This window comes from Klebsiella sp. PK01 (genome assembly GCF_057624675.1).
Window position 1 is genome coordinate 1 of record NZ_JBYEZM010000019.1, and the last position, 1,391, is coordinate 1,391.

1 protein-coding gene is annotated in these 1,391 nt (G+C 49.7%); it reads right to left on the reverse strand.

The window, feature by feature from the left end:
* Positions 1–276 precede the first annotated feature (276 nt).
* The gene (locus tag AC22LX_RS24770) at positions 277–1,302 is read right to left on the reverse strand and encodes an IS110 family RNA-guided transposase (RefSeq protein WP_045398393.1); all 1,026 of its coding nucleotides are present in this window, start codon (positions 1,300–1,302) and stop codon (positions 277–279) included.
* Positions 1,303–1,391 lie beyond the last annotated feature (89 nt).

The window sequence follows — 1,391 nt, forward strand, 5'->3', positions numbered from 1 at the left end:
TATATGGACGCTCCCGGAATGCAATGCTTTCTTCAGTTCAGTAATAAAACGGGTAGGTGCAGCCATATATCCGGTTTCTGATGGGATTTCTTTATCCCGAACCATGATGAAATCCGCCAGGCAGGTACCAATCATCCTGTGCGAGCTGACTTGCCCTTGCTACCTCTCGGTGTATCCTGCCTGCGGTCTTACCTGTTTTGCCATCTTCTGAAGTCACCTGCACCTACCAGGACGTTAACTCTTTTTCAGCACCTCGTCAGATTGACTGACCTTGTGTCAGGCGAGCTGGCGAGGCTGATATTCAGTATTGTGTGTCAACATTGACCACATGATCCTGGCTGTTTTTGCCGCCATGGCGACAACAGCTACATTGCAGTGCTTCCGCTCAAGTAGTCCCTGAAGCCAGGCATTCTTCTCAACCGCGCCGTTCCGGTTGACCCAGGCGGTAAGTGCGCGTGCGCCGTGAACCAGCAGGTATCGGAAATATCCATCTCCACGTTTGCTGATCCCTCCCAGTTGCTGTTTCCCGCCGCTGGAATGTTCCTTTGGTGTCAGCCCCAGCCATGAAGCGAACTGCTTTGCAGTACTGAATTGTCGGGCATTACCCACTGCCGCTATCACATAAGTGGCCGTTAACATACCAACCCCCGGGATTTTGGCCATTCTCTGGCAGGCTTCCTGCGTTCTGTACCAGGAGGCCAGAGCTTGTTCTACCTGTTTAACTTGCTCCTCAAGTTCCCGGATATGTTTAGACTGTCTGTAGATGCTGGTTCTGACGAAGGGAGATAAACCATTTTCGTCGTCCTCCAGAATGGCTGGCAGCTCATGGGTTAAATGGCTTTGTCCGGCCGCAATCGTAATACCAAACTCAGCAAGTGTGGCTCTTAAACTATTGGAACAGGCGATCCGCTCACGGATAAGTATTCCCCGTTCAGTGTGTAACGCTAAAACGGCCTGCTGCTCTTCGGTTTTTATCTGTACAAAACGCATATTCGGGCGGGTGACCGCTTCGCAGATAGCTTCAGCGTCTGCTGCATCCGTCTTGTTCGTTTTCACATAAGGCTTTACATACTGCGGAGGGATGAGTTTTACCTCATGACCATAGCGGGTGAATAGTCGCGCGAAATGATGACTGGATGAGCAGGCTTCCATGCCAATCAGACAAGGCTCCAGTTGAATAACAAATTGAACAAACTTAGCCCGGGTGAGCTTTTTACGCAAAATAGTATGACCTTCGTGATCGACGCCATGAAGCTGAAAAACGTTCTTTGCCAGGTCGATACCAAGAGTTGATACTTTCATGTGGACGCTCCTCATTTTTTAGGACGTATTGCAACGATCCAGTCTGGTACTTTGATACCGTAAAATCTGGAGCGTCCATCTCATTATCC

What these genes read in the sequence shown, in the direction of transcription:
- AC22LX_RS24770 (WP_045398393.1), bottom strand. Translation starts at nt 1,302, where the DNA reads ATGAAAGTATCAACTCTTGGTATCGACCTGGCAAAGAACGTTTTTCAG.